Below are 7,955 nucleotides of genomic sequence, written 5' to 3' on the forward strand. Positions count from 1 at the left end.
GCTGCCGGACAACCTGAAAGAAATTTATTACTCTGTGACACCGCTTGGCACCGAACTGGCTGAGCTGCACCGGGTTTTTCACGAGGAGAAGGATCATAAAGCGATGGAACTGTTGGCTAGTTTCGACGAGGCATCGCTGGAAATCGTGGCAGACTTTCTGGAGAAGCTGGCCCGTCTGCGGTAGATGGCGTAGTTCAAAGCTGGCATGGGGTGGCTGTCGTTGGGTGTATCGATCAGTATTTTCCGAGGATTATACTTTGCGCCGCCACGGATCGCTTCCATCACTAAAAACCCAGCCTTTGGGGGCTGGGTCTATTTGTGTGCAAAGTTTATATACAAAGAAGAAGTAAATCTATAATTGGCATTCTCATCACTTTGCTGAACACTAAACAAATATTTAACTCTGTATAAAATAATACCTTGTCGTGCCATCCCGGACAGTGCATACTTTTGGCAACGCAAGCAAAGGCGCGGGACATATACAACAAAACCGTAGTGCCGTGGTATGATAACCTTAACCAAACCAAATTGGAAATAAAAGGGTTATTTTTCTCCTACGACAGGAAGGAATTACAGCTTATGAAAAGGCAATTGTCAGGTCTGATCGCCATGGTGCTCGTTTTTACCGTCGCTACCTCGATCTTTATCTATGAATGGCTTCACCCAAATGTTAACTATCCGGAAGCGCGGGACGGCGTGTTGGATGCCAGGGACTGGGACTTTTCACAGCAGGGGATCATTCCGCTTCGAGGGGAATGGGAATTTTACAAGGACCAACTGCTGACGCCCCAGGACTTCGCCGATCAGGTGTCGGACCAGCGAACGGAGCGTCGTTTTCTCCAGGTTCCCGGAGGATGGAAGGGGAAAGTATCGGACGATGGGTACGGTGCTGGAACGTATCGGCTGCGCATGCTGGTAAGCGACCTTGGTGATTACAGCCTTCGGGCTAAAAAGATTCGGATGTCGAGCCACATTTACATGGACGGGCAAGAGCTTGGCGGTACCGGACAAACCGCATTGTCTGACACCGGCTTTGTGCCCAGCAATTTTCCGTTCTTCGGAACAGTTGAAGTAAAGGACCAAACGATCGAAATTATCGTCCAGGTGGCGAGCTACAACAATGTGCAAGGCGGACTTGTGCAGGCTCCTGAATTCGGACGGACAGCCGATGTGCTGACCCGCCGGGACAACGCCCGTATGGCCGATGTGATCGTCATTACGACACTTCTGGTTTTTGGTATCTACTTTGCGGGCATGTTTAGACAGTGGCGGCGGGAGCCGTATCTGATTTTCTTCAGCTTGTTCTGTTGGGCGCTGGGGATCTTTTTCAGCATCGATAACGAAATCGTTATGGCGAACCTGGTTCCTTCCATATCCTATCTTTTGCTGCAGAAGCTGTTGTTCATCCTTCCGTACTTAGCCATTTTGTTCTTCATTCACTATGTGCGCATTTATCTAAGTGACAGGAGCGGGCACTGGTTCAAGGGATTTCGCTGGGTTTCCTACGTATATCTGGCTCTGCTCATCCTGCTCCCCAATGATCGTCTGCTGGTTCTGTTGTGGCCCGGTGTTTTATTGCAGGTTGTGGCTTTCGGTTTCATTTTCACCTCAATTTTTCGCAATCGCCATCATGGGGTGCGGATTTATTATATTTTGCTCGGGGCTTTCTTTTTGATCATCAGTTGGATCTTTGCCCAGACCCGCTATCAGCTGGCGCTGGATAGTCCCTATTACATTATCGTCACGCTGCTGCTGGTCGTGCTGTCGCAATCGTTCCTCATGACGGATCGGATTCGCGGAGCTTTCCTGCGGAGTGAACGTTTGGCTCAGCAGCTGCTGGTCCATGACCGGCAAAAGGATGAATTTTTGGCAAAAACATCGCATGAGCTGCGTACACCCTTGCACGGCATCATCAATTTGTCGGAGACGCTGCTGGAAAACAAGACGACACCGCTTGCAGCGGAGCACCGTGAGAACATCAGGCTGCTGCATCTGATCGGGCGGCGGCTTGCCGGACTGGTTAATGACATCCTTGATATGAACCGGATTCGGTACGGTCAGCTCGATGTGCAGCCGAAGCCGGTCGATCTGTACGTATCGACTCGCTTTGTCATGGAAACGTTGTCGATTGCGCCCATCAAGAATGGAGTCCGGCTTGCAGACGAGCTGCCTCCCGCGCTTCCCCTTGTCCTGGCAGATGAGAACCGGCTGCGGCAGATTTTGCACAATCTGCTCGAGAACGGATTAAAGTACACCGACAGGGGAACCGTCTCGATCTCGGCCGAAAGGCGGGGGAGCTGCTGGCTGTTTCAGTAAGCGATACGGGGAGGGGGATCCCGGAAGAAGTCATGGATGATTTGTTTCAGCCGTTCTTCCAACATGACGAGGAAGGCTCCCATTCGCGTGATGGCATCGGGCTGGGACTTAGCATTTCGAAGCAGCTGGTCGAGCTGCAGGGTGGTCAGATGCAGGTGGAATCCGAAGTGGGCCGGGGCTCCCGGTTCACGTTTACATTGCCAATTGCCTGGAGCGGAGAGCATGAAGCGGCAGCGGCCGCAGAAAACGCCACAGCCCAAGCATATCCAGGGGATCGGCAGTACCCGGAGTACGGGAGAGGGAGATACACAGTACAACGGGACGACCAGGAGCCTCACCAGCCTCCCCAGTCCATGTCCAGCGGACAGAAGGAGATGTTCCATGTTCTCATCGTTGACGATGAGCCCTCCAACCTGAAGGTGGCCACGGACGCGATTGGCTCCATGGGACATGCCTATACAACGGCGGCCGGCGGGGCAGAGGCAATGGAGGCCCTTCGGCAAAGAAAACCCGATCTGGTGCTGCTCGACTTGATGATGCCCGGCGTATCGGGGCTCGACATTTGCCGGGAAATCCGCTCTCTGCACGGGCTGGCCGAGCTTCCGGTACTGATGCTGACCGCCTCGGGGCAGACGCGCGATACTCTGGCCGCCTTTGCGGCGGGGGCCAACGACATTTTGCATAAGCCTTTTGAACTGGCGGAGCTTCGGGCCCGGGCACAGTCACTGCTGGCGATGAAAAGCTCGTCGGAGCGCGCGGTGCGCCGGGAGATGGACTTCTTGCAGGCACAAATTCCCCCGCATTTTCTGTACAACAGCCTGAATGCCTTGGTTGGGCTTAGCTATAAAAATGTGGAGAAGCTGCGGGAAACGATTCATCATTTAACCACCTACCTGCGCGCCAAGTTCACGTTCGTTTTTCACGGGGATGAAGTTCCGCTGGAGCGGGAATTAGAGCTGGTTCGCGCTTATCTGGCGATTGAGCAGCTTCGGTTCGGTCAACGGTTGGCCGTACGCTATACGATCGACGAGAATGCCCACTGCCTCCTGCCCCCGCTCACCCTTCAGCCTATTGTCGAAAATGCCGTCCGCCACGGGATCGGGCAAAAGCCCGAGGGAGGGACCGTGGATATCATCATTCGCCCTGCCGACAGAGGCGTCGAAATCATCGTCGAAGATGACGGGGCCGGAATGGATGAAGATACGGTAAGACTGCTGGAGCAAGGAAAGGCTGGAGGAATCGGCATCGGCAATGTGAACCGACGGCTGCAAATGAGGTACGGGCGAAGTCTGGAAATTCACAGCGAACCAGGCAAAGGAACGAGAATAACGATTTTTTTGACGGAGGAGCGTTATGTGGAGAGCCATTCTGATTGACGATGAGGAGATCGCGCTTGACGTCATGGATATTATGCTGAATAGGGTTGGCGGGGTGAAGGTCGTCGGCAGATTTCAACTGGCTGGCGAAGCGCTGGCACAATGCGGCGCCCTTCAGCCGGATTTAATCTTTCTGGATATCGAGATGCCTGGGGTGAGCGGGCTCGATGCTGCAGGAGAGCTGGCTGCGAGCTGTCCGGACGCGGAAATCGTCTTTGTCACAGCCCATGATCAATATGCGATCGATGCATATGACACCGAAGCCATCGGATATTTGCTGAAACCCGTTGCGGAGGACAAGCTTGTTAGGGTATTGTCCCGCTATGCGAATCGGCAAGCTAAAAAGAAAAACCGCAGCGATGATTCTGTCGTTGGGTCGCCGAGTGCCGCCGGTTCGGCAGCTGAGCCGGGAAGCCGTGCGGAAGATAAGCCGGCACTGTCGCTCAAAGTGCTGGGCAGTATGGAACTGTATGCTCCGGACGGCCGGCTGTTGACATGGCGTACCAAGAAAACAAAGGAATTGTTCGCATTTCTCTGGCATCACCGGAGGCAGCCGGTTTACAAATACGCCATCCTGGAGCATTTATGGCCGGATGATCCGGCGGAGCGGGGGCAAAAGCTGCTGCATACCTCACTCTATTACTTGCGGAGCTTGTTTAAGTCGGTTGGATACGAAGCGGTTGTGAAGTACGGAGATGATCGGTACTGGATTGATGCGTCGTCTGTTCGCAGCGATCTGGAAGATCTGCTTGGGGGACTGGAGCAGGGAGGAGCTGGAGCTGGCATCAAGGACATCCTTCAGCTATATGCCGGCGACTATTTGGAGATGGAGTATTACGATTGGGCAAGCGCCTATCGGATCGAGCTTCGCACTACCCTGTTGTCAACGATGACTGCAGCCCTGGACCGGGCAGCGGATGAATCCCGCATGCTGATCCTCTGGAAGCTGATCGAAGTGGAGCCAAGTCAAGGGCACTATTATGATTTGCTGGCGGATGTGTTAAGCAAGGCTGGGGAGTCAGGCTGGCGTCCGCCGGGTGCATGTCATGAAGGAGCAGATGCGTTTAGACGAAGGTTAGAACGGTAGAGTAATCGCTAATAATGTCGAAAAACGGTCTTCAGACATGGGTCTGGAGGCCGTTTTTTGTCGTTTTTTGGGAGTAATGTTGTGAAAATGTTGAGAGCTGCTTGTTACAATGGGCGCAGAGCAGGAGACCTCATGACCATGAGATCCTGTATTTTACAAATTCAGAAAGAGGGGGTCAGAAATGAACGCACAGAAGAGGAACAACACCATTGGCAGGGCGGTCATATCCGTCGTTATAAGCCTGATCATGTTGTCCGGGGTGATTCTCCAACTGTTGGTGGGGCCGGGACAAGCTTCCGCCGCCCCGGGAGTCGTATGGGAGCCGATCGATGGGGGTGGGCTCAATGCGGGGGCGAGTGAGAACCCCAACTCGAGGGACCCGAGCATCGCGATCTGGAACGACCATTTGTATGCTGCATGGTCAGAGCAAAAGGAATATATGAATAACCAGATGCAGCAGGAAACAGAAATAAGAGTAATGAAGTGGGACGGCAGTCAGTGGTCGGCGGCTGATGATGGGAGTGGCCTGAACTTTATGTCGAGCAGCAGTGCAAGCAGTCCTTCGCTTGCAGTATATCAGGGCTGTTTGTACGCCATCTGGATGGAAGCTGAAACCTCACTCATGGGGGGGTATCCGTTGAACCAGATTATGGCCAAGAAAAATTGTGGAGGCGGATGGGTTTCGACAAGCGGAAACGATCCGGTAAGCGGCAGTAGCAGAGGTGAAATGCCGGTGCTCCTCGTTTATCATGGCGATTTATATGCGACTTGGATAGGTACTTCGGACGGGAGTACGGGCCGAAAAATTCAAGTGAAAAAATTTGACGGCAGCGTCTGGACCAACGAAGCGGTGGATATGACGTTCGTTCCAAACGGAACGGCATTTGGGCCGCGGCTCGCAGTCTATAAAGACGATCTTTATTTAACCTGGAGCGAGCAAATGGTGGATAGCCCATATTACTCTTATATTCCTGTCATGAAAAGAACGGTCAACGGTGCAGGAAAGGTCACTTGGGCGAACGTATCGGGGAACTCGGGGATTACGAATACGACGACATCGGCAGGAAGCCCGGTTCTGCAAGCCTATAACGGGCTGCTATACGCGGTATGGAGGGATAACAATCCCGCTCAGTTGAAGGTAAGCAGCTTCGATGGAAGTACCTGGAGCCCTGTCGGCAGTGGGAATTTGGATAAACCGGCGGGGGTCCAATCACAAGCTCCGAATTTATTTGTATACAATCAGAAGCTGGTTGCCGTTTGGAACGATGTGAATTCACAAGGGTACCAGTGGAATTTCCGGGTCCAGGAATACGATGGCACGAATTGGAGCCCGGCGGACCAGGGACTGGCGGACACGAATCGCGGTAACGTTACTTCTTTTGCCTTATTGAACAATGCAATGTATCTAGCCTGGTCCGACGTCTCGAAAATTTATGTGTCTGAGCGTCGGGAGCCGCCCGCGGCCCCTACAGGATTACAAGCCGTTGCAGGAAATAAGGAAGCGGAGCTTAGCTGGAATTTGGGGAGCGGGGTTGCGAATTACAAGATTTATCAAGGCACCGCCAGCGGAGTGTACGACCCCGATCCGATCACGACGGTAGATGGCACGACCGGCCATTATAAAGTTCAGGGGCTTGAGGGTGGAAAGGCCTACTACTTCGTCGTGACGGCCGTTAACGATAATGGGGAGAGCTCCTTCTCGGTGGAAGCGAGCGCACAGCTTACAACGCCGGTAGAGGCTCCGGATTTAACGGGCTTGGGCTGGGCCAAGGGCAGCGAGACGGGGACAACGAAAGCGACAGATCTGCCCGATGACAACGCGGCCTTCCGGTATATCCTTGGAGACGCGGGGCAAATTTCCCGGCCGATGGTTGGCGACGATGCGGATTCGCTAGGATATACGCTGACCTTGAATAAGGATGAAGACATTGCCGTTGAAAGCGGGAATCATCTCTTCGTTGTGCAGTTGGATAGCGCGGGTAAAATCGTCAAGTGGGCGGATGTAGCGGTCGCCGACGAGAACATCAGGAAAGACTCCAGCCTTGATAAGGCGAATGCGAGTTTCGATAAGAATCCTTTATCTGTGGATCATACCGATGTGGACATTACAATGTCGCTAAATGGAAATACGCTGAAATTCATCAGCAATCAAGGGTCGCCCCTGATCCCGGGCGGGGATTACACAGTCAGCGGAAATACGGTGAAGCTCGTGAAAGAGTATCTGGCAGCACAACCGGTCGGGACGACAACGTTAACCTTCGCGTTCAGTTCGGGAGCATCACAGACGCTGGCGATTGCGATCAGCGATTCGACACCTCAGATTGCGACGGTGAGTTATGCGCCTGGAGATCACGGCACGATTAGCCACACGAGCGAGCAGGTAGAGATCGGCGGGCATCCGGCATCGGTGCCAACGGTTACGCCTGATGAGGGGTACCATTTTGCAGGTTGGAGCAGTGATGGTGGCATTACGAAGCTTAGCGGTCAAGAGGTAGCGGCTTCGACAGTGACGGCTGATGACAGTGACGGCTGATGTGACGTATGCCGCGTATTACACGGCGTTTGTCTTGGGAGACGCGGATGGCGACGGTAAAGTGACAGCTGCGGACGCGCTTCTGTTAAGCAAATATATCAAAGGCAAAATTACGCTCACGCCGGAGCAATTGCAGGCGCTCGACATGAACGGCGACGGAAAATGGGACGATGAGGATGTCAAAGCGATTCTTGCCGTCTCTGTAGGAAAGGGGTGATTCTATGCGTTGGAAAAAATGGATTTCGACAATGCTGGTGGCTGTTATGCTTTTGCCTTTCGGAACGATGGGCTATGCCGAATCGGATACAGCGTCAAATTCGATGAGAGTAAGCAGCGAAGAGGGGGATCCCGGAGAGTCTGTGGACGTTTCGGTGTTTTTGACACCGGAGGATATGATCAACCAATACGATATTTCAATCGGATTCGATGCTGCCTCGCTCGAACTGGTGCCTGGGAACGAAGTTACAAATGAATTGGGTGCCAGTCAAAACGATACGTTCGATAAGGATATTTCCATTACAGGGGTCGCCAATGTAAGAGCTAATTTGGTTGATAATCCGGTTTTCGATGAAGATGCAAAAGTGTTCACCCTTCATTTTAAAATCAAGGATTCTGCAGAGCCTGGTGATTTAGACCTGACTGT

Annotated in this window: 6 protein-coding genes and 1 pseudogene; all 7 read left to right on the plus strand. The window is 53.0% G+C overall.

The window, feature by feature from the left end; genetic code table 11:
- A pseudogene (locus CPT76_RS37875) lies at nucleotides 1-184 on the plus strand (MarR family transcriptional regulator); the annotation flags it as partial.
- A gap of 395 nt (nucleotides 185-579) precedes the next feature.
- Nucleotides 580-2,316: a sensor histidine kinase gene (locus CPT76_RS27400; protein WP_105445142.1), complete on the plus strand. Its 1,737-nt coding sequence runs from the start codon at nucleotides 580-582 to the stop codon at nucleotides 2,314-2,316.
- Complete coding sequence (locus tag CPT76_RS27405) at nucleotides 2,244-3,692, plus strand: ATP-binding protein (protein ID WP_258168876.1); 1,449 nt, start codon at nucleotides 2,244-2,246, stop codon at nucleotides 3,690-3,692. Before CPT76_RS27400 ends, CPT76_RS27405 begins: the two co-directional genes overlap by 73 nt.
- Nucleotides 3,670-4,779, plus strand: a complete 1,110-nt coding sequence (locus CPT76_RS27410) for a response regulator (protein ID WP_105445144.1) — start codon at nucleotides 3,670-3,672, stop codon at nucleotides 4,777-4,779. Before CPT76_RS27405 ends, CPT76_RS27410 begins: the two co-directional genes overlap by 23 nt.
- A 181-nt stretch (nucleotides 4,780-4,960) precedes the next feature.
- Nucleotides 4,961-7,312 carry a X2-like carbohydrate binding domain-containing protein gene (locus tag CPT76_RS40640; protein WP_258168844.1) on the plus strand — a complete coding sequence of 784 codons (2,352 nt, stop codon included), beginning with the start codon at nucleotides 4,961-4,963 and terminating at the stop codon, nucleotides 7,310-7,312.
- Nucleotides 7,296-7,529, plus strand: a complete 234-nt coding sequence (locus CPT76_RS40645; protein WP_258168845.1) for a dockerin type I repeat-containing protein — start codon at nucleotides 7,296-7,298, stop codon at nucleotides 7,527-7,529. The genes CPT76_RS40640 and CPT76_RS40645 overlap by 17 nt, the downstream gene beginning before the upstream one ends.
- Before the next feature lie 4 nt (nucleotides 7,530-7,533).
- The coding region (locus CPT76_RS27425; protein ID WP_146116449.1) for a cohesin domain-containing protein at nucleotides 7,534-7,955 on the plus strand (422 nt) is incomplete at its 3' end.

The sequence above is a fragment of the Paenibacillus sp. AR247 genome (genome assembly GCF_002968895.1).
GTDB classification, from domain to species: Bacteria; Bacillota; Bacilli; order Paenibacillales; family Paenibacillaceae; genus Paenibacillus_AQ; species Paenibacillus_AQ favisporus.